This window comes from Parabacteroides sp. AF19-14 (genome assembly GCF_003635485.1).
GTDB classification, from domain to species: Bacteria; Bacteroidota; Bacteroidia; order Bacteroidales; family Tannerellaceae; genus Parabacteroides; species Parabacteroides distasonis.
This window is the reverse complement of sequence record NZ_QTMJ01000010.1, coordinates 66,520-86,975: the sequence shown is the minus strand read 5'-3', so window position 1 is coordinate 86,975 and position 20,456 is coordinate 66,520. Positions and strand designations below refer to the sequence as shown.

The window sequence follows — 20,456 nt, the reverse complement described above, 5'->3', positions numbered from 1 at the left end:
AGATAAAATACTGGTAGTGGCACGAAAATATAATGATATTTTTTATGCCATTTCTACTAGTGAATGGAGTCAATGTTCAAAGCATTACCTATTAATGATTACAGATCGCTTAGATCAGAATGAGTATCCTATGCAACATTTGTTTGATAAGGTCTGGTCTGTTCATGCAGAGTTGTCGCATGTAGCAATTCTTAAGCAGGTTTTTATATTGAGTAGGATTTTAAATCAGCTAGACTATAATCTCGTTACTATTTCAAATATAGTTACTGTTGCCAATTTGTATATTTTGAATCATACTAAAACAGCAAAGATCATCATGCTTGAAGATGGGTTTATGAATTATTACAATTTTGTCCCTTCAAATAATCGTATAAAGCGATTGCTTATGAAGCTGTTATTTATTAATGTTGATCGAGTCTATAAGAAAATAGGAAGTTGTTATTTGTTAGAACCTAATCGTGCAAAATATTATTTTGGATTAAAAAAGCAGTTACGTATAGATGCAGATCACATTCTCAAATCAGTTCCCTTAAGTATGAATTTAGAAGGGAAGTCTATATTTGTGGGACAGCCATTGTATTTAATGAATAATATGAGTGTGGATGAATATTCTACTATAGTCAATAATTGTATATCACAATATGCAATTGATTATTACTTGTCTCATACCATGTCTTCGAAGAAAGAGAATGTTGTTTGTCAGCATATTGATATGTCCAGTTTACAATTAACACTTGAGGTTTTATCTTCTATATATAATATGAAAATATACTCATTCTCTTCTTCTGTTTTATTTACAACAAAACTGATTAATCACAAAACGGAAACATTTGCAGTTACTCATCCAAAAGTTGATACTATAAAATCAGACAATATGATTTATGATTATGTTAACGGATTTGTTTCTGTGAATTAACTGATTATTTATAAGCGTATGTTAGATGTTACTGTAGTTATACTTACGAAAAACGAAGAGGTGAATTTACCTGACTGTTTGGAATCTGTTAAAGATTTTGCCACCAGATGTGTTGTAATAGATAGTGGTAGCATTGATAAAACTAAAGAAATAGCAGCGAAATTCTCTGCGGATTTTTACGAGCATCCGTTTGAGAACTATGCTCGCCAGTTTAATTGGGCATTAGATAATACAAATATAACAACAAAATGGACTTTTAGGCTAGACGCAGATGAAAGACTTACTTCTGAACTAAAGATTGAGCTGTCCGGACTTGTGCAAAAATATGAATCAGATGATGAAGTTAATGGTTTTACTATGGAAGCTTGGTTATATTTTCTTGGTCATAAAATTAAACACGGTTGCCATACCAAGCGAAAATTGATGATGTTTAAGACAGGAATAGGTCGCATTGAAGATAGAAAAATGGATGAACACACAATTTTATCACATGGTAGATCTGTTTTTTGCAAACATCGATTTATTCATTATGATTTTAAAGATATGACCCATTGGGTAAATAAAATGAATTGGTATGCAACCCGTGAGATGCAAGATTATTTTGAATATATTCAGTCTAGAAACACAAATAAAAATCAAATCTCAAAAGATCAAACAATAGGAAATACACGAAGATTGAAATTTGGACTTTATTACAAATTACCTATTTTTCTTCGAAGTTGGATTCTTTTTTTCTATTATTATATCATTAAGCTAGGTTTTCTTGATGGTAAGGAAGGGTATGTTATGCATTACATGTATCATCTTTGGTATAGATCTTTGGTTGATTCTAAAATATTAGAACAGATGATTTATAATAAACCTTTTGAAGAAACTGGTGCTTTAAATAATTAATATTATTTTTATGCGTACAGTAACATTAAAGACAACTGATTTAACAGATTGTGAAATCGGTAAGTTTCTTGGTGCTTTCAGAGAGGTATATAATCAAGAGAGGTCTATCACTTATTTTAAAAACGAATATACTTCTACTTGTTTAGAGCATTCTTTTCATACGCTATTATATAATGAATTTGATGAAATATGTGGTAGTTACTCATTAATTCCATTTATCTATTCTGTTAAAGGAGAAGAAGTTCTTGTAGGGTTAGGATCTGATTTATTTATCAAAGATAGTTATCGGGATAATGTAAGTAATTTGTTGAGTGTCTTGAATGCTGCTATTAAAAATGCAGAAGAAGTAGGAATGGTTGCCTGTTTTGGTTTTCCTAATGATAATTCTGAAATGGTTAGCCGTGCATTTTTGAAAGAAAAGAGAATAGGTTTGCTTGATACCTATATCTTGCCGTATAAGATTGGTGATTATAAAGCATCGATGAAGCTTTTGAATCCATTCTCGATACTTTTCTCAAACTGTTTATTAGGATTGTCGCATTTGTCATCATCTAACAATATTGCCGACACAATCATCAGGAAAGTTAGGCCTCAGTTTGAGCAGACCCGTTTCAAATGGTTCAACCCTACTGATTATCATCTGTATCAAAATAATGAAATGCAGTGCGTGTGGAAAATTTCTGCATTTGAGGGAGTCAAGGCTTGCTTTCTGATGGATGTATATCCGCTTACTGTAAGGAATTTCGATAAAGCTGTTAGAAAAATGGTGAGCGATGTTAAGAAAGAGTGTGGATTGTTTCTTTATGTTGGTCATCTCCATTTCACTCCGCTATCAATGGTTAAGATCCCAAGAAGATTTGAACCTAAAGCCTTCCGCTTTGATTGCAGAATTTTGGATAAAGAAAAATTATCAAAGGTAGATGTTTTCAATATTGACAATTGGGAGGTTGATCTGTCTTCGTATGATTTATTATAAATGTATAACTTGTTAAAAGTAAAGTAGTATGGAAAAGAAAGTTTTTGATATAATTAATGAGATTAGAGCTGCTAAAGATATGAATACAGTAGCTGAACTTACGGCAGAAACAAGACTTCGCGAAGATCTTGCTTTTACTTCATTTGATCTTGCAGAATTAACTGTTAAGATTGAGGATGAGTTTGACATTGACATCTTCGAGGATGGACTAGTTAATACGATTGGTGAAATCTATGCGAAACTCTCTTAATTGCAGATGAAAAGATTCCTTTTGAATAATGGCTCTGAGTACAGCTATGAGCAGTTGCTTGCTTCGCTCAACGAGAGCGACAAGTACTACCTTCTGTACAAACAGCTAGATTTGTATCTCTTCTTCGTTAATCTTATCAAGGCATTGGCTAACAATGCTCCGTTAGTGTTACTTGACGCTGACCTAAACGAGACAGAAATCGATGGTGTAAACGTAGCTGAAATAAATGTGCCAACAAAAATTGTTTCCACTACGTTTGTTAACATGGAGGCTGTTGTAGAGGCGGTTAAGAACTCTACATCTGAAATCACGATCTTTACTTCTGGAACGACCGGTCAACCTAAGAAAGTGGTACATTGCGTGCAGACTCTTATGCGGGCGGTACGTTTTGGCGAAAAATATATAAATCAGGTTTGGGCGTATGCATATAATCCAACTCATATGGCAGGCTTGCAGGTGTTCTTCCAGGCGTTTATGAATCTGAACTTCTTGGTGAATGTGTTTAATAAGAGCCGTACTGAGGTTTATTCGCTAATTGAGACAAATCGCGTTACTCATATGTCTGCTACGCCCACTTTCTATCGCTTGCTATTGCCTTTCGAAAAAGTTTATCAGACCGTACAGCGTGTAACACTTGGGGGAGAGAAATCTGATAAGAAGCTTTATGAGTCAATAGGGATGATTTTTCCTAACGCTAAAATAAATAATGTGTATGCTTCCACGGAAGCTGGAACTTTATTTGCCGCTAAAGGCGATAGCTTCCAGATTCCAGCTGCTATTCGGGACAAATTCTTGATTCAAGAGGAGGAGTTGCTTATTCACAAGTCGCTGCTTGGTCAGTCGGATAGCTTTAAGTTCGATGGTGATTACTATCATTCAGGTGACTTGATTGAATGGGTGAACGAAGCCAATGGTTTATTCCGCTTCAGGAGTCGCAAAAATGAACTCATCAATGTGGGCGGCTATAAGGTTAACCCTGGCGAAACTGAAAAAGTAATCCTTGAAATCGAAGGAGTACAGCAGGCTTTGGTTTATGGTAAGGCTAACTCTATTTTGGGTAATGTGCTTTGTGCGGAAGTGCAATTAGTTGAAGGCTCAACCCTTACGGAATTGGAGATTCGTAACTATTTGAAAGAACAGTTGCAGGACTTTAAGATTCCTCGTCGAATTAAGTTTGTGGATTCTTTCTCATTAACAAGAACTGGTAAAATTAAACGATCATGAACGTATTGGTAACAGGTTGCTCACGTGGTGTGGGCTTGGAAATTTGTAGAGTGTTGCTGGAGCAGGGTAATACTGTGTATGGTGTCGCTCGTAGTTATACGGATGAGTTTAAAGCATTGGAAGCTGAATATGCGGGCAAACTCTTCTTCAAGAGTATTGATCTTAGCGATAGCGAGAGTATAAGAAAGTCGGTTTTTAAAGAATTTGTGGGAAATAAAGTCGTACTTGACGTTTACGTGAACAATGCTGCGATGGCTTATGATGATATAGTGACAAATCTAAACTTGGATCGACTGAAGGCGATGTATGCGGTCAATGTATTTACTCCGATGATGATGACAAAATACGCAATACGTAATATGCTTCTTCACCATACCCGTGGTTCTATAGTGCATATTTCAAGTATTAGTGCGCATACGGGTTACAAAGGGCTTGCTATGTATGCTTCTTCAAAGGGTGCACTCGAAGCATTTTCAAAGGATACGGCTCGTGAATGGGGGGGGATGGGCATTCGCTCCAATGTGGTAGTGCCTGGATTTATGGAGACAGCCATGAGCTCAACTCTTACAGACGACCAAAAAGATAGGATATACAAACGTACTTCTATGAAGGCGGCTACCAGTGTTCGTTCTGTAGCGGAAACTGTTTCCTTTCTTGTTAGTGAGAAAGCATGTAGTATCACTGGACAGAATATACATGTAGATAATGGAACAATCTAGTATGAACTATTTAGTCGTAGTAGCTCATCCTGACGATGAGGTGTTGGGTGCTGGTGCAACAATTAAAAAACTAACAAGGGATGGCCATTCAGTAGACATCTGCATTATGTGTTCAGAGGCTAAAGCACGTGCTTTTCGCCCTGACGACAATGAACTGAACGATGATTTAGATGCTAGCTCAAAGATGCTTGGCATACGTAATAAGTATGCGGGGAACTTCCCTAATATAGAGATGAATAATGCTACGCATCTTAGTTTGGTACAGTTTATAGAGAAGGCGATCATCGCATCGAATTGTGACGTGGTTATCACGCATCACCCTTCTGACACAAATAATGATCATATGCATACCTCTATGGCTTGTCAAGCTGCTATCCGTCTGTTTCAACGCCGTGCGGAGGTGAAACCTTTAAAGGAGTTCCTGTTTATGGAGGTACTCTCTTCTACTGAATGGTCAGTTAATACATCCATGAACCGATTTCAGCCAAATACATTCGTGGAGGTTGGTGAGAACTGCTTAGAGGTTAAAATAAATGCTTTAGCTACCTATCGGGGTGTAATGCGGCCTTTTCCTCATCCTCGCTCTGCGGAAGCGATCAAGGGGTTAGCGGCTTATCGGGGCGCTCAAAGTGGAACGAATTATGCGGAGGCATTTGAGTGTACTTTAAGAAGACTTTGATTGTATGTATCAGTTTGTAAAAAGAGCTTTTTGTGTGATAGCTTGTGGTGGTGCGTTGATCGTTTTATTGCCTGTGTTCTTGATAGCTATTATTGGTATTCTTATCTCTGATTGGGGACCTGTTTTTTATTGTGCGAATCGTATTGGAAAGGATAACAAGTCTTTTAGGATGTATAAGTTCCGAAGCATGACTATCGCCAAAGATGCGGATGAGAAGAGTTTCAAGGCGGATACGAACCGTATCTTCAAGTGGGGTGCCATTATGCGCGCTACAAAGATTGATGAATTGCCTCAGTTGCTGAATTGTGTATTGGGGGATATGGCGATAGTGGGACCTCGTCCAGCCGCACAAGATCAAGTGGTGATTATGCGTGAGGGTAAATATGGTATAGCTGCCCGAGTGCGTCCGGGGTTGACAGGTCCAGCCGCATTATATGATTATTTATACGGTGACACTGTAGAAGATCCTGCAGAGTATATGGAAAAAGTGTTGCCTACCCGTAGGGAATTAGAGGCGTTTTATGTTCATCACGTGAATGTCGGTTTTGACTTAAAAATGATCGTTTGGACGTTTTTGTGCATTTTAGGTAGGGTGGCTGGTAAACCGCAGAATTGGATACTTGAAAAATTAAAAGGATATGTCGAATAAAACAATACTGGTAACAGGCTCAGCTGGGATGATTGGCTGCTATCTGGTGAAAGATCTGATAGCTAAAGGTTGCACTGTAGTGGGTGTTGACCGCAGGGTATCAGATTGGACGCATGAGCATTTGAAACAAGTGGTTCTTGACCTTGCTGACAAAAATGCGTTGGAGGCGTTATTGGATGCGGAGAAGGTGGATAGATGCATTCATTTGGCCGCATTGGCACATGCTGGAGGTGGTGAAACTGACTTTAGTTTTGAGAGGTTCAAGTTTCTGAATGTGACTTGTGCTGAGAATGTGTTTGAAGCTTGTGTTAGCCATAATGTGTCTGTGTTGTTTATCAGTACTGTGGATGCCATTGGCATGGTGAAGGGGTTAATAAATTCAGGCACAGAGCTGAATCCTATCTCGAACTATGGAAAGAGCAAGGCAATGGCTGAAGGCAGGCTTAAAGAGATTTGCCCAAAGTGGAATATATATAGATTCTCCCCTGTCTATACCGCTACGCAGAAGCGTGATATTGAGAAGCGCTATTATCTGAAATATCCTAACTGGGCATATAAGATAGGTAATGGTGGTAAATTTGAGGTGCTAGAGATGAGTGGTGCTGTTAAAGCCATGGTAGATTGGGTTGATAAAGAGGTTGATAATACAATTCATATCATCAAGAATCCCGAGCTGCTGGACATCAATAACCTCATTAAGGTTGAAAAGGCGGAAGGCAGAGCCAAGCATGTGTTATATTTCCCTGAGTGGATGGTAATAGCTGGATTTTATTGCATCAATTTGATGTTTGGTAAGAGCAATACAACTTATTTGGTATTCAAGGCTCTCTGGCCTTTTAGAACGGTATAGCTTATGTTGATTAATCAAGAATTATTGGATGATTTGTTGGCTAAAACGGCAGATAGCCCTCGTTTGCGTGTGAACTTGGATTTGCGGAATAGTTCCGAGGATACTTCCCAGCGGATGCTGAACGCCTTGCAGTCGGGATCGTTAGTGGATATCCATCGTCATTCGAATACGTCTGAGACGGTCGCTATCTTGCGGGGGGCGGTCACGGAGATCTTCTATGATGAGAAGGGGGTGGAGTGCGGCCGTTATGAGTTGTCGCCTGCCATTGGGAATATGGTTCTACAGATTCCTGCCGGGCAGTGGCATATGCTGATCCCTCGGGAACCTTCAGTTATCTTAGAGGCAAAGGATGGGGGGATGAGCCTATTCTGGGAACTGACATTTGGACGAGGGAATAGGTGTAGATTGTATTAATGTAGATATGTCTTGCGGAAGATGCTTCCTTACAGGAGGCAAAAGAAGCGCAAGAGAAAGCAATGGTAGAAGGTATGGAGAATGGCCGTTTATCAGAGAAATATGCTATCGCTCGAAACCTGAAAGAGGCGGGAGTGTCTAAATCTTTGATTGTTCAATGCATCGGTTTATCGGAAGAGAAGATCGAGCGGTTATAGTTTTTTTCCTGAAAACTGTCGAAGGCAGAGATGTCAGAATAATATTATCGGGAGAGTCGGTGTAAGAACCGGCTCTCCCGATTTCGTTATATTGTGGCTCCATAGGTTTATGTTGAAAAGAATTGAATGCTTGCGTTTTATTCTTTGATAAAAATTCCGTATGTTTGCGGTCTAGAATAAACAATAGGTTTAACTAAAAATAATTAGCTATGGGAAAGTTCGTGAATCCGTTTACGGATATTGGTTTTAAGATTATTTTCGGTCAGCCGGCTAGCAAGCCGTTCTTGATCACGTTATTGAACGAGTTGTTGGCGGGTGAGCATCGGATTGAGGATCTGGTGTTTCTCGACAAGGAGGATCATGCGGAGCATGTACGTGACAAGGGGATTATTTACGACCTCTATTGCCGTACCTCCACGGGAGAATATATCATCGTGGAGATGCAGAACCGCAAGCATCTGAATTTCGTGGACCGAACATTATATTATATGTGTCGTGCGGTGAGCCGTCAGATTGAGGCCCCGCTAGCGGTGGAAGTACACTCACCGGATGACGGGGAGGAAGGGCTGGAGGTGCGGGAACCTTCGATGTCGTATGGCGCAATCTATAAGCTACATACGGTGTATGGTGTTTTTTTCATGAATTTCAAGGAGCCGGATTTACCGGATCGTTTCCGTGTGGATTCTGGAATTCTGGATCTAGAAAGTCATGAGACGCTGAACCCTCATTTCCGGCAGATTTATTTGCAGTTCCCTTATTTTACGAAGGAACTGGATGAGTGCGAAACTTTATTAGAAAGACTTTTTTATGCGTTAAAGAATATGGAACATTGGATTCGAATGCCGGATGCCTTGAAAGAACAGGTGTTCGCTCATCTATCTCGTTTGGCCGCCGTGGCGAATCTCTCTCCGGAGAATCGTCTCGCCTATGACCGTGCCGTGGATCGCTACAATGTTAACCGTCTTGCGGAAGAGACTTTCTTGCAGGAAGTAGAGGAAGCAAAAGAGAAAGCGATAGCGGAAGCAAAGGCGAATGGGATGAAGGAAGGCCTGGAGGAAGGCTTGAGGGAAGGTCTGGAGAAAGGTCGCCTATCAGAGAAATATGCTATCGCCAAGAATTTAAAAGAGTCGGGGGTATCTAAATCTTTGATTGCCCAGAGCACCGGTTTACCGGAAGAGAAGATCGAAGGATTATAGTTTTTGAAGTAAGTTACCGAATATAGGAAAGTCGGAATAAAGTAATCGGGAGAGTTGGTGTAAGAACCGGCTCTCCCGTTTTTTATTTCTATCGAACGCTTGCGCTTAAAAGGCGATCGCCACCTCCGCACCGATCTGGAAGGGCTTACCTAATTGGATAAACGGATTTCCGAACGACTCGAAATAGAATGCCGAGTAATGGGTGTTCGTTATATTACGGCTCCATAGGTTTACGTTGACGATACCTTTGCGTACGCCTACCTTTGCGTTCACCGTTCCGTAGAATTTCTGGTAGATGTCGTTTCGCTCGGTCCAGAAGATCTTTCCGACACCGCTGAATTGGGTGGAGGCGGAGAATTGGTCTATCCATGCGTTACGGAACAGGCGGGTGTATTGCAGTCCTACGTTGAAGGTATGACGTGGGGTATATGGGATGAAGTTGTTCTTGAAATCCTCTTTCCCATTGTTGTAATCCCGGAACGTAGCATGGGTGAAACCGTAATTAACGTCGGCGGTTAGCCCATCGATGATGCGGGCACGCAAGGAGGCCTCTATACCGTAGCTTTTGGCTTTCCCGGCGTTGGTGAGGATACGGCCGTTGCCGCTGTTCACGAACTTGGTCAACTGCACGTCTTGAATGTCCATATAGAAACCTGTTAATTCTGCGCTTAGGCGTTGGAATAGCAACTCGCTACGGATACCGATCTCGTAGTTCCAGCTTTTCTCCGGTTTGTAGGAGGCTACTTCCTCGATGGGGGTAGGTTCTTTGACCTCGATCGGCATCATGTCCTTGAAAGCGCTCATCATATCGTATTGCATCTGGCTTTGCATCACGTCTGCCGACATTTGTACGTTGTAGCCCCCGGTCTTATAACCTTTCGCTACTGATACATAGGTGAACGTGTTTGACGAGCATTCGTACTTTAAAGAGACTTTCGGAAGTACTTGCCAGAAATCTTGGGAGACACTGGCGTCCATCACGGTGGTTGGGATCGGGAAAAGTTTCTCGATGTCGATAACCGGTCCGTTTTCTACGAAGCCGAAACCCATTCTCATCTTAGCCTCAGAATTGTAATCCATCTTTTGCTTCTCGTAATCCAAGCGGATACCGGCGGTAATTGACAGACCTTCCGTGAACAAGTTGTTATAAGTGGATTGGTGATACAATGCAAGGCCGTAAGAAGGGGTGTCGAAAGAACCCGGAATATAAAGATGATCGTCCAGTATTTTTAGATAGGGCATCTTAGGGTGATCTTTCTTCAATTGATCGAATACGGGCTGGAGGACGGTCTTAATCCCATCTTCCTTGAAATCGACCGGGCCGTCCGTATGTAGATCATCGTAGAAACCGTAGAGTCCGAAGGACCATTGGTAATTATTTCTCGTGTTGCTCTTGATCGCCAATTCCTCGCTGAAAGCGTTTTGCTTTTGCTTTTGGTTGAGGGTAAAGATCGAGAGAGGGGAGAAGTCTTGATCCATCTTCATGTCATCCTTGAAATATTGATGACCGGTGGTGCTGCTCAGTATCACGTGCTCATTTCGGTATTCGAGGGACAGGTTATTGGCGATAACAGTCCGTTTATAAGAGCTGGGATCGTTAATATTGATAGGATTTACATACTTGTGATCGGTATTTCCGGTTCCGATGAACATACCATATGGAAACGCTCCTTGATCCGTATAATCTACGGAAAGGGAGTAGGAGGCACGGAAGTTCGGATTGAAGCGACCTTCTAACTTGAATCGGCCGCCTACATTGTCTTCCTTATCGATCTTTTTCCCATCGTAGGCATTGGTGTAGAAGCCGTCGCTATGGTCATAGTAAGCAGCGGCGGTAAATCCGATGGTCTCGCTCAACTTAGCATAATGAGAGGCCTTGACTTTATATTGCCCGTAGCTTCCGGCCGATAGGGAGAGTTTCTTTCCTTGGTAATCGAACGGGGAGATGGTATAGATATTTACGATGCCCCCCATGGCGTTACGACCATACAAGGTTCCTTGCGGCCCTCGTAATACCTCGATGCGTTGGATATCGGTCAGCTCGAAATCGAAGGTGCTTTTATCCAGATAAGGCACGTTGTCTACATATAAACCCACGGATTGTCCGCTACTTCTGGCTCCGATACCGCGGATATAGATGGCTGAGGTTAGTTTTGCCCCATAATCCGGCATGTATAGGTTCGGGACGAAAGAACTTATATCCTTTAATGCGTCGATCTGCCTGCCGGAGATCATTTGTGGGGAAAGGATCGATACGGAACCGGGTAACGTGCGGAGGTTATTTGTCTCCTTCGTGGATGAGGTCACGATTACCTCACCCATGTTATAGGTTTTTATCGTGTCGTTCTCGTTAGCCTTGATGTCCTCGGCGTATACATTTTGCAGCCCCAACGCACCTAGGGCGATGATACCTAAGTAGTGTCTCTTCATCGAATTTCTTTTGTTAGTATATTTTTTCAATCGCGAAGAAACGGTAAAGAAACAGGATGGTCAATCACTAGATGTAGTGATTTTGAAAGCTGGTTTGTTGGCTTCGCTATAGTTCGATATCGTCGCCGGAGATGATCCCGTTCATGATGGCGTAGAAGGTGAGGCCGGATACGGTCTTGATGCCCAGCTTGGCGGTGATGTTCTTACGATGGGTAAGGACGGTGTTCAAGCTGATGTTCAGCTTATCGGCGATCTCTTTATTCGTGATGCCTTTTACGATCAGTTGAAGTACGTCTACCTCACGGCTGGATAGGTCCTTGTTGTTTTCGGTTGTGGTGTTGCCGGAGCTGTCGCTCGTAAATAATTGTTGCAATTGCTCGATAATGGTCTCTTGGGAGGAACGTAACGTGATACGGTTCGTAGACGAGAGCGCCCCGTGTTCTTCGGTGCTGTCGATGAGGATGGCGGTCTTGTTTCTTCTCGGGAGGAAGAAATCTGCGTTGAGCACAAGGGTATCTGAATCGGTGAAATAGTAATCGTAGGTGTCGCTTCCTGTGGAGGAAAGCATCTCGAAATTTGGAAAATAGCAAACCTCTACCGGGGGGAAGTAGTCGGTCAGCAAGCTTTGCAGCCCAATACTTCTTAGGGTATCAGACAGTATGATCGCTATTTGTTTGTTTCGATGCATTTCAGATCGTTAGATACATAATTTTTCCATGGCCGAGACCATGGGGGTAAGGATTCGATACCGGATCCGGTTGTGTTGTTTGATATCTTTCTCCAGACTACAGATGGAGAAGAGGACGGCATAACATAAATTCTCGTCGTAATCTCCCGAAAGATGCTTGACCATGATACTTTTTAAGTCGGCTAAAAGGGCCTCGATGGTATCTTCCGTACGTTGCTCGGAGGTGATTTGCAATCCATCGATCGTTCCCGCCGGTTCTTTTCCCAGCTTTTTACTTAACGACATGCAGTAGGGGAACCATATCTTATCATCTTTCTCAATGCGGGCGATGAGTTCTTCCTTGAACGAGGAGAAGAAGCGTCCTATCAATCCAAGAGTAGGGTTGCCGGGCGTACTCATCGAGATAAAGGAACCTAGATGGCGTTCTATATTGGGAAGCTGATAACGTAAATAGTATTGGTTCGTCTTTGTCAGGTAATCAATGATCTGCGATGTATGGAAAGTTTGTAACTTCTTCTCCGGAAAATACTCCTCGTTGAGGAAGGTATTGATCACTGTCAATAAAAAGTCCGTATCCAGCGAATGTTCTTCACAGAGCGTCTTCACCGATTTGTCGCCAAGCCCGAGACGAATCCCAAACCGGTTGATTACGGGAATGAGTGAGGGGTGTTCTTCCACCACCTCACTCAATTGCATATTTGGGTATACTAAAGGCATCTTATCAAGCTTGTTCCCATTGTTCACGTAATAACTTGACGGCGGCGGGGACTACCACGTTACGGTCTCCCTGACATCCGCACTCGAAACTTACGTAGTTGTTATAACCAATCATTTTCAATCCCTTGAAGCCATTGATATAGTTATCGGCATCTCCATCCTCACCCGGCATGCTGCGACGTTTGCGGCTGGCCACGTGTACGTGTTGGAGATACTCTCCACCAGAGATAAAGGCTCCCATATCAGAGGTCTCTTCCCATGTCATATGCCAGAAGTCGCCCATGCAACGTACACCCGGATTATTGATATCCCGGCATAAAGAGGCGGCGTCGGCTACTTGACGTAGATAAAAACACTCTTTTCGGTTCAAAGGTTCAAAGATGACGCTAGTCCCATGCTGGGCGGCGAAAGTTCCCATCTCGTTGAATTGCTCGCAAAGGAAATCCCGTGTCTCCATCGTATGAGGCAAGGCGGGGACTTGACCATTAAAGGCAGGAACGATAATCACGCCCGTAGAACCTAATTCACCGGCTGCGGCGATGATCTCTTTCATCGTATCCATGCATTCCTTGCGGATGGCTGGATCGGTAGAAAGAATAAAGCCTTTGAAGCCGGCGCAAATGGCACTCACTTTGATATTACGTCCGTTTAAGGCCTGCTTGATCTCGTTTACCCGGCCGGCTAATCCTCCGCCACCCGGCTCAAAACCTACAACGCCCAACTTCTCCATAAAATCAAGTTTCTCGTTCAAACTTTCACCCGGGGCGATTCCCTCTTGGAAAGAAAGCTTTAATTCAAGGTCCTTGCCGGGCTTGTCGCTCCCTTTTTCTCCTTTGGCAGTGTTTGCCGACTTGGAAGAGCAGGAGGCCAAGGCCGTACTTCCTACCGCTAAAGCAGCGCCGGATAAGGAGGTTCTTAAAAAGTTTCTTCTATTTAATGTCATAAACAGTCTGGATTATTTCTTGTCGATTGGTTTACCCGGAACAGGAACGACGAAGCCGCTCATATCCATCTTTCCTAAGTTCAAATCTTTCGGAGTGTAATCCAATGCAGAGGCAGTCATGGCATCCCAAGTGGTCTCGGTACCCGTGTAAGCGGACTCACGACCCATGATTGCGGCCATATTGGAGATAGCAGTCTCAGAAGCTTGCTCGATTTGTTTACCACCACGGATGCAGTTGATCCAGTTTACATGCTCTAATGTATACGGGTCAGTTTGCTTGAAGTTCGCTTTTTCGGCCTCGCTATCATATTTCCAGATAACGTTTCCTGCCAAATCCTTGATCTCCATCGTGTCACTGCTCCATGATCCCTTGGTTCCTTGGATGAATTCGCTTACATTATTTGCACAACCATCTATCTGGCGGCACATACTATGCATATGGATACCATTTTCCATTGTGAAATCAACGCTGAAGTTATCATATTGGTCGCCAGTGATACGACGGTGGCGAGAACCGAAACCTACAGCCTTGACTGGTTTCAATCCGCTGAACCAAGTGAATACATCTATATTATGTACGTGTTGCTCTACGATATGGTCGCCGGAAAGCCATTTCCAGTTTACCCAGTCCTTGATCATATATTCGCAATCGTTCCATCCCGGTTGACGATCCCGATACCAAAGCATATTCTGATTCCAGTAAACCGTACCGCCCGTGATCTCACCGATCAATCCTTCCATGATCTTCTTGTAAGACTCGACATAACTGCGTTGGTGATGGCGTTGAGTACCGGTTACGACACATAAGTTCTTTGCCGCAGCTTGTTTCGCGGTAGCCATAATGGTACGGTAACCAACCGGATCAACACAGATAGGTTTCTCTAAGAAGGAATGTTTGCCCTTTTCTGTGGCGTATTGGAAATGAACTGGACGGAATACGGGAGGAGTGGCGACGATCACTACATCTACGCCGCTATCAATCACTTGTTTGTACGCATCCAAGCCGACGAAACGTTTATCAGCCGGTACATCAATTCCTTTCTCATCTTTTAATTTCTTTGCCAAATCATCGACACGTTCTTGGAACGTATCGCCTAAAGCCACGATCGTAACGCCGTTCGCAGCGTTCAAGAAGTTAAAAGCGGCTCCGGAACCACGTCCGCCACAACCGATTACACCAGCTTTTAGTTCTTTTCCATCAGTCGCCAAATCTGGTAATTCGGGCACGTAATAAGTACCGGGTTCTTTCAAAGGCTTTATTGCGTTCGCACTTTCACCTCCACCACAAGAAGTTAATACACCAACTGTACTACCTGTTCCAATTGCTCCAAGCGCACCCGCTAGGGCTGAACTTTTCAGAAATGATCTTCTGCTAATGCTGTTCTCTTTTTTCATGATATTATTTTTTTTAGACACTATTTATTAGGTTCACATACAACACGGAAACCGATTCCTCTGATATCGGAGTACCACCAGATACTCTTCGGTTGTTGCGGATCGGTTTTTAACCAAGCTTCATGTTTGGTATAATCACGGGAAGCGCAGCGAAGATCTGCCGCATCGGAGGTGTAATTACCGCCTCTCACTACCCATTCTGTACCTTCAGTAACTAATGGATCTGTGGCGCTACTTCCGCTTTTAGCGTAAGCTTCAGGATCATACTTGTCGGCACAATATTCCATTACATTACCCAACATATTCTTTAACCCAAAAGGGTTGGCTTTTACCAAATCCGGTTCTTGCGTCTTATTTTTGCTGTTCTTGCTATAAATCACATAAGAACCTATACTATCAGTCTTTGCGTCGAAAAATTTACGCCAGAAGCCTTGATCGGAGAAATCTTTTGGATTGCCCGTAAAGAAATAAGGCGTTTCCGTGCCGCCACGTGCCGCATATTCCCATTCCGCCTCGGTCGGTAAACGATAAGTCTTTCCTGTTTTCTTGGATAACCATTGGCAGAAAGTCTCGGCCGCATAATGAGTCATTGTAATAGCCGGGCGATCTCCGCCACCCCAGCCTTGATCCGGGAAACCGAACGGAGGTGTCGGACCGGAGATGGCATCGACATTCGGATTACTGTTATTTGCGTACACGGTCTCTGGCGGGGTACGGCCCTCACTCATCGTATTCCCATAGAAAGCCCAGTATTGATCCCAAGTCACCTCGACCTCAGCCATGAAAAACGGACTGACAGTTACGTTGTGTACAGGCGACTCATCTGCTTTATGAAATGCCTCTTTTTCCTCACTACCCATTTTGAATGAACCTCCGGGGATAGCAATCATCTTGAATGAGACCATTGTTCCGGGAATTTGTTCTACATAGTCGGTGAAAGAGGTAACTGTAGTTGGTTCCTTAAAAAACAGGATGGTATCTATCGAGGTTGCCCCGGGTGTGTTTTGTCCCGGTATGCCAACCATCTTGGAGTGATTGTAGTTCGGATTGTAATGTCCTGCATCCAAATGGCAACTAATACATTGTAGATCTAGCTTTTTCTCATTCTCATCATAATATAAATGTGCCGTTACACCATCATCGGTAATTCCTTCGGGGAATAAGTTCTGATGGCACTCCTTACAAGATTCATTGGGGATATATTTAACGGCGTGTTCCAACTCGGACTTAGTTTCCCAATTGAAATCCGCACTGTCTTTAGTCAAGTATGACCAAACATCTTTCATACCCAATTTAGCCTTTGCGCTATAATGTTTCCAAGTATTTGTTTGGGGTGGGAGGTGACAAGCTACGCAATGTGTCTTAACGCCACTTCCATTATTTACATGCTTGGAAAGTTTCCAACTGTTTTCTACGTGAGGATGCACGTGGCACATCATACAAGATTCATCTGTCGAGAAATATACAGATGTTTTATAAAGGGCGATCATAATCCCAGCTCCCAAAAATAATCCGAGGCACAGGATAAACGCCTTACTTTTGAAAAAATACTTTTTCCTCTCAGACGAGTATCGATTTGAAAATTTGTTAGTTGTCATCTGTTTCTATGGTATACGATTTACACTAAGTCTCAATTAGATTTAAAATCGGCAATAAAAGTAGTATATTCCTTTATATATTGAAAGAAAAAATAGTGTCTTTAACGAAAAATGTTGTCTTATTTACGCTTTTTTATCGCAATGGGAAGAGAGGGTGAATAATAAAAAAGCGGCAACACATATTCATTGTGTTGCCGCTCACGCACGGAAGGAGAGGCTCGAACTCCCGACACCTGGTTTTGGAGACCAGTGCTCTACCGACTGAGCTACTTCCGTATTGCGGGTGCAAAAGTAGTTTAATAATTTGAATATGCAAGTAAAATATGAGAAAAAATAGTCTGCTTTTTAAAAAGGCATTTAGATTATATTTAGTATGTTTGCCAAATCAAAGAAAAAGGAGTGGGAGTTTTTGTGCGAGATATCAAAGGGTTGCTTGAATCTGTGTCGGTAGATAACAGGGGAGCTTTCGAACGTTTTTATAATTTATATTATGATCAGGTTTTTCGCTTCGCTTATTATTGTTTAGGCGAGAAGGAGGCATGCCGTGAAGTTGTGACAGATGTTTTTTTCTCGGTCTGGCAATCTCGGAAACGATTAAAGGATATTGATAATATAGATACCTATTTATATATTTCCGTACGTAACGAGTCTTTTCGTTTTCAAGCAAGGAATAAAGACTTGAATAGGGTTTCTTTAAATGAGTTGTTGCCATTAATGGAAGAGGAAGATGAGGGTTCTCCGGAGGAGCATTTGGAGTTAAAAGAGATGAGAGAGATGCTTGATAAAGCGATTGACGAACTTCCTGAGAAATGCCGTCTTGTGTTTTTGATGTCTCGTGAGGAGGGATTGAAAACGAAGGAGATCGCGGAAATATTATCGGTTCAAGAGAGTACGGTTCGTGTACAGATGAAGATCGCTATAGAAAAATTGGTAGCCCGGTTGAAGCCGAGCTTTCCAAATATTTCATTCTCTTTATTGCTGATGTTTATTTTTAATGTGATTTATAGATCTGCTTAAGCTTTCTATATGGGGATATTCCCTGTTAGAAGGAAAGATGATAGTTCTTTTATATCAGTAACGATTTTGTTTGCTCCGGCATTCGCTAGTTCTTCTTCATCCCCGTAGCCGTAAAGGACTCCTATTGAATCTATGTTATTCGCTTTGGCCCCTTCTATATCATATTTACGATCACCGATCATGACTACGTCAGACCGTGTTTTTATATCGGTGCTGTCTAATACATATTGTATTACATCCGCTTTTTCGGAACGGCTTCCGTCGAATGTGCTTCCTCCAACAAATGCAAAATAAGATTCTAAGTGGAAATATTCTAGAATTTGTTGAGCGAAGGGTTGCGGCTTTGAGGTGGCTAAGTAGATTTTCATTTCGTTTTCGGTAAGCAAACGGAGTAATTCTTCAATACCTTGATACAGGGTATTCTCGAAAATACCTTGTTTTGAAAAATATTCCCGGTATTTAGCAATGGCTACATCTGCTTGCTCATCCGTAAACTGATAGAAGTCCTTAAAGGATGTTTTTAATGGTGGCCCGATGAAAGGGCATAAAGATCGTAAATCTTCTACTTCTATATTGAAATAGGAGAGGGCGTACTTTACAGAACTGGTAATACCAATCATAGGATCGGTTAATGTACCGTCCAGATCGAACAATATATGTTGATACCTTTTGTTATTCATTAGATATTAATAGGATTGAAAAAAGAAAGGCAAGATCTCTTTCAAGATTCTTGCCTTTTTGATGAGTCGGGATGAGAAGACTCGAACTTCCGACCTCCACGTCCCGAACGTGGCGCGCTAGCCAACTGTGCTACATCCCGTTTTTTTTGTTTTGTTGTATCGTTGTCTCGATTACGGGTGCAAAGGTACACATTGTTTTTGAACCTGCAAGAGAAAAGTGGATTTTTTTGCAGGAAAAATAGATAATTTACTGTCCTGTGAATTTTTCTTTCAAAACATTTGCTGGATTAAAAATAATACCTACCTTTGCACCCGTAATCGAAACAACGATATACAAAACGACATGATGGTGCCATAGCTCAGTTGGTAGAGCAAAGGACTGAAAATCCTTGTGTCCCCGGTTCGATTCCTGGTGGCACCACTGAAAATCAAAGGGTTACTCATATGAGTAACCCTTCTTTATTTTTACCTCTCTGCGATATAAACTCCACTAATAATGGCTAAAGCGCCAATACCAGAAGCTATCGTAATAGTTTCTGATAGAAAAATCGCAGAAGTTATCAAGGTGCCCAGAGGGACAATGTAAATATAATTGGCTGTTTTTGATGCTCCGAGGGCTCTGACTGCCGTATTCCACATGATATAACAAAGCATTGAGGCGATGACACCCAGAAATAATATATTTAAATATACGACTGGCAGTTTCAATAACTCTAGTTTGATATTTAAAGGGTAGATCACAAAATAGAAGAAAAGAGAAAGTATCCCATAAAAAAATACTTTTCGTGTAATAAACAAGGTGGGATAAGAACGACTCAAACGCTTTAGGATAAGGCAGTAAAAAGCCCACATCGTAGCGGCAACTAAAGTGAGAAAATCACCAAGTGGATTTACTTTTAAAAGAACACTGCCGTTGAAAACAACTAATCCGACTCCAAATAAGGCAACTAAAGATCCATATAACAGTCCTTTCCTAAGAGATTCTTTATAAAATAGGTGAGACAATACCGTTGTAATGATCGGTGCTGTACAGATCAATAATGAAACGTTGGAAGCCAATGTGATGCCCAGTGCCGTATTCTCCGCTATGAAGTATAGGGAACCACCACATAATCCAGACAAGAACAATAAGAATTCATCTTTTACGCAATTAGCCCACAACCGTCGATGCGCTATAGTCAAAATACAAAAATACGCAAGCACGAAACGGTATAACAATATCTCAACCGGTGATAATCCTGTATTAATCAGTATTTTTGTGGAGACAAACGTTGTTCCCCATATAATGACTGTCAATATGGCGATACTATGATACAGAAGATCTTTACTTTTAAACATAATTGTGTTAGAATTAGATTTTTATTTGCTGCAAAGTTATTTAAAGAAGATTGTTTTCCTATATGTCAATCTTAAATACGATAATTTTCCTATTTTTGTCCTGTTTTGCATTCTATAATTCTAATTCGGGGATATTAAATCAAATAAAACAGGAAAAAAAACTATGGCACTACTTGATGAGACAGATATTGAAATTCTTCATTCTTTGCAAAAGGACGCGAAGATCAATGCAAAAGAGCTTTCTGAGAAACTTCATATCTCCAAGACTCCTATTTACGAACGAATCAAACGTTTAGAAAACGAAGGATATATAAAAGGATATGTGGCATTGGTCGACAATAAAAAAATAGGATTACCCTTGATCATTTTCTGTAATGTATCTTTAGCTGTACACGATGATGAGCATATCGAACGCTTCAAAGAAGAAATACGGAATATCGATGAAATAATGGAATGTTACTCGACGGGAGGTATTTATGATTTCTTTGTCAAAGTGGTTCTTAAGGATTTAGATGCCTATAATCAATTTGTGTTCGAGAAATTAACCAAGGTTCATGGCATCGTGAAGATGCAAAGCTCTTTTGTACTTAATGAAATCAAGAATACTACAGTTTTGAATATACCCAAAAATAGTTGATTGAAGCTTAATGTCGCAGTATTAATATGAAATGTCTCTTTTTTACTAT

The 20,456-nt window shown here is 41.6% G+C and carries 22 protein-coding genes and 3 tRNA genes; 15 read left to right on the top strand and 10 right to left on the bottom strand.

Translation table 11 applies throughout. The features are described from left to right. Positions 1-16 precede the first annotated feature (16 nt). From DWX33_RS11685 to DWX33_RS11635, 12 genes are all read left to right on the top strand, one after another. Entirely contained in the window at positions 17-916 is a 900-nt protein-coding gene (locus tag DWX33_RS11685) for a hypothetical protein (protein ID WP_147425512.1), read from the top strand. Positions 917-934: 18 nt separating this feature from the next. Then, positions 935-1,810 carry a glycosyltransferase family 2 protein gene (locus DWX33_RS11680; protein WP_009017052.1) on the top strand — a complete coding sequence of 292 codons (876 nt, stop codon included), beginning with the start codon at positions 935-937 and terminating at the stop codon, positions 1,808-1,810. Between the two features lie 10 nt (positions 1,811-1,820). Continuing rightward, entirely contained in the window at positions 1,821-2,786 is a 966-nt protein-coding gene (locus DWX33_RS11675; RefSeq protein ID WP_122380449.1) for a hypothetical protein, read from the top strand. 28 nt (positions 2,787-2,814) lie between these two features. Next, positions 2,815-3,036, top strand: a complete 222-nt coding sequence (locus DWX33_RS11670; protein ID WP_009017054.1) for a phosphopantetheine-binding protein — start codon at positions 2,815-2,817, stop codon at positions 3,034-3,036. Positions 3,037-3,042: 6 nt separating this feature from the next. Next, positions 3,043-4,260, top strand: a complete 1,218-nt coding sequence (locus DWX33_RS11665; RefSeq protein ID WP_009017055.1) for a fatty acid--CoA ligase family protein — start codon at positions 3,043-3,045, stop codon at positions 4,258-4,260. Beyond that, a complete protein-coding gene (locus DWX33_RS11660) occupies positions 4,257-4,979 on the top strand; it encodes an SDR family oxidoreductase (protein ID WP_009017056.1) in 723 nt (240 codons plus the stop codon). The genes DWX33_RS11665 and DWX33_RS11660 overlap by 4 nt, the downstream gene beginning before the upstream one ends. A 1-nt stretch (position 4,980) precedes the next feature. Continuing rightward, the gene (locus DWX33_RS11655; protein WP_009017057.1) at positions 4,981-5,658 is read left to right on the top strand and encodes a PIG-L deacetylase family protein; all 678 of its coding nucleotides are present in this window, start codon (positions 4,981-4,983) and stop codon (positions 5,656-5,658) included. A gap of 4 nt (positions 5,659-5,662) precedes the next feature. Continuing rightward, on the top strand, positions 5,663-6,307 hold the full coding sequence (locus DWX33_RS11650) for a sugar transferase (protein ID WP_009017058.1): 645 nt from the start codon (positions 5,663-5,665) through the stop codon (positions 6,305-6,307). Further along, positions 6,297-7,157: an NAD(P)-dependent oxidoreductase gene (locus tag DWX33_RS11645; protein WP_009017059.1), complete on the top strand. Its 861-nt coding sequence runs from the start codon at positions 6,297-6,299 to the stop codon at positions 7,155-7,157. Before DWX33_RS11650 ends, DWX33_RS11645 begins: the two co-directional genes overlap by 11 nt. 3 nt (positions 7,158-7,160) lie before the next feature. Continuing rightward, positions 7,161-7,571, top strand: coding sequence for a WbuC family cupin fold metalloprotein (locus DWX33_RS11640; protein ID WP_009017060.1), 411 nt, complete (start codon positions 7,161-7,163; stop codon positions 7,569-7,571). Positions 7,572-7,633: 62 nt separating this feature from the next. Next, positions 7,634-7,768 (top strand): hypothetical protein, encoded by a 135-nt coding sequence (locus DWX33_RS23075; RefSeq protein WP_255223108.1) that lies wholly within the window; start codon positions 7,634-7,636, stop codon positions 7,766-7,768. Positions 7,769-7,977: 209 nt separating this feature from the next. Next, entirely contained in the window at positions 7,978-8,964 is a 987-nt protein-coding gene (locus DWX33_RS11635; RefSeq protein WP_122380448.1) for a PD-(D/E)XK nuclease family transposase, read from the top strand. Positions 8,965-9,069: 105 nt separating this feature from the next. Here DWX33_RS11635 and DWX33_RS11630 read toward each other — a convergent pair whose 3' ends face one another. The 7 genes from DWX33_RS11630 to DWX33_RS11600 all read right to left on the bottom strand — a co-directional run bounded on the left by DWX33_RS11630 (position 9,070) and on the right by DWX33_RS11600 (position 17,011). Beyond that, entirely contained in the window at positions 9,070-11,394 is a 2,325-nt protein-coding gene (locus tag DWX33_RS11630; RefSeq protein WP_122380447.1) for a TonB-dependent receptor, read from the bottom strand. A 106-nt stretch (positions 11,395-11,500) separates the two neighbouring features. Then, the gene (locus DWX33_RS11625; RefSeq protein WP_012056204.1) at positions 11,501-12,082 is read right to left on the bottom strand and encodes a LuxR C-terminal-related transcriptional regulator; all 582 of its coding nucleotides are present in this window, start codon (positions 12,080-12,082) and stop codon (positions 11,501-11,503) included. Between the two features lie 9 nt (positions 12,083-12,091). Further along, positions 12,092-12,778 (bottom strand): LuxR family transcriptional regulator, encoded by a 687-nt coding sequence (locus tag DWX33_RS11620; protein WP_005858717.1) that lies wholly within the window; start codon positions 12,776-12,778, stop codon positions 12,092-12,094. A gap of 25 nt (positions 12,779-12,803) precedes the next feature. After that, positions 12,804-13,742: a sugar phosphate isomerase/epimerase gene (locus DWX33_RS11615; RefSeq protein ID WP_009276120.1), complete on the bottom strand. Its 939-nt coding sequence runs from the start codon at positions 13,740-13,742 to the stop codon at positions 12,804-12,806. Between the two features lie 12 nt (positions 13,743-13,754). Further along, a complete protein-coding gene (locus DWX33_RS11610) occupies positions 13,755-15,137 on the bottom strand; it encodes a Gfo/Idh/MocA family oxidoreductase (protein WP_087346351.1) in 1,383 nt (460 codons plus the stop codon). Between the two features lie 20 nt (positions 15,138-15,157). After that, positions 15,158-16,735 (bottom strand): SUMF1/EgtB/PvdO family nonheme iron enzyme, encoded by a 1,578-nt coding sequence (locus DWX33_RS11605; RefSeq protein WP_122380446.1) that lies wholly within the window; start codon positions 16,733-16,735, stop codon positions 15,158-15,160. A gap of 203 nt (positions 16,736-16,938) precedes the next feature. Next, a tRNA-Trp gene (locus DWX33_RS11600) sits at positions 16,939-17,011 on the bottom strand. A gap of 135 nt (positions 17,012-17,146) precedes the next feature. On the opposite strand from DWX33_RS11600, the gene DWX33_RS11595 reads away from it, so the two are divergent. Beyond that, positions 17,147-17,752 (top strand): RNA polymerase sigma-70 factor, encoded by a 606-nt coding sequence (locus tag DWX33_RS11595; RefSeq protein ID WP_005858709.1) that lies wholly within the window; start codon positions 17,147-17,149, stop codon positions 17,750-17,752. A gap of 5 nt (positions 17,753-17,757) precedes the next feature. Here the strand turns inward: DWX33_RS11595 and DWX33_RS11590 are convergent, their stop codons facing one another. Further along, positions 17,758-18,432 (bottom strand): HAD family hydrolase, encoded by a 675-nt coding sequence (locus DWX33_RS11590; RefSeq protein ID WP_057326608.1) that lies wholly within the window; start codon positions 18,430-18,432, stop codon positions 17,758-17,760. Between the two features lie 66 nt (positions 18,433-18,498). Next, positions 18,499-18,572: transfer RNA gene (locus DWX33_RS11585), tRNA-Pro, on the bottom strand. A 208-nt stretch (positions 18,573-18,780) separates the two neighbouring features. Between DWX33_RS11585 and DWX33_RS11580 the strand changes: the two genes are divergently transcribed. Continuing rightward, positions 18,781-18,853 (top strand) — tRNA-Phe (locus tag DWX33_RS11580). Between the two features lie 44 nt (positions 18,854-18,897). Here DWX33_RS11580 and DWX33_RS11575 read toward each other — a convergent pair. After that, positions 18,898-19,770: a DMT family transporter gene (locus tag DWX33_RS11575; protein WP_122380445.1), complete on the bottom strand. Its 873-nt coding sequence runs from the start codon at positions 19,768-19,770 to the stop codon at positions 18,898-18,900. Positions 19,771-19,933: 163 nt separating this feature from the next. Between DWX33_RS11575 and DWX33_RS11570 the strand changes: the two genes are divergently transcribed. Further along, positions 19,934-20,407, top strand: a complete 474-nt coding sequence (locus DWX33_RS11570; RefSeq protein WP_005868663.1) for an Lrp/AsnC family transcriptional regulator — start codon at positions 19,934-19,936, stop codon at positions 20,405-20,407. Positions 20,408-20,456 lie beyond the last annotated feature (49 nt).